This window comes from Enterovibrio paralichthyis, assembly GCF_019209835.1.
Classification (GTDB): Bacteria; Pseudomonadota; Gammaproteobacteria; order Enterobacterales; family Vibrionaceae; genus Enterovibrio; species Enterovibrio paralichthyis.
In genome coordinates this window covers 1-596 of sequence record NZ_JAHUTS010000066.1, presented here as the reverse complement: position 1 = coordinate 596, position 596 = coordinate 1, and the positions used below count along the sequence as shown (strand labels likewise).

General features: G+C 48.0%; 1 protein-coding gene. It reads left to right on the top strand.

Features of this window, described 5'->3' with window-relative positions:
- On the top strand, nucleotides 1-587 hold a 587-nt coding region (locus KU854_RS25215), incomplete at its 5' end, for a transposase (RefSeq protein ID WP_218360856.1).
- Nucleotides 588-596: the final 9 nt, after the last annotated feature.

Below are 596 nucleotides of genomic sequence, written 5' to 3'. Positions count from 1 at the left end.
GCAATGACCGCATTGTCGAAATCAAAACCACGCCTCAGGCGAGAAAGAAGTCCCCCGCGCTGCCTGAAACCCTAGAAGTTCGCCTGATAAAGAAAACCCTCAAAGGGAAAGAAGTCAGTATCCTGACTTCGATGACTGACCATCGCCGCTATCCGCCCGCAGAAATCGCAGAGCTTTATAGCCATCGATGGGAAATCGAGGTGGGCTATCGGGAAATGAAGTCATCACTCCTGAACAACGAATTTACGTTGAGAAGTAAGAAGCCAGAGATGGTAAAGCAAGAGTTATGGGGCTTGTTGCTTAGCTATAACATCATTAGATATCAGATGGTGAATATGGCGAGGACTGTACCGGGTATCTACCCAAATCAACTGAGCTTCACAACGTGTGCCCACTCCATCATTCACGTGATATTAGGGTTCTGGTTGGAATCGGCGGGAACCATCCCTAAGCGTATTACCCACCTGCAGGAGGAGGCGATACATCATGTGTTGCCCATTAAGCGAGAAGAGCGAATATACCCGAGAGCCGTGAAGCCTAAGGCAAAGAAATACCCCAATAAAAAGAAAGCCAGTCAGCTTAACTGACTGGCATTA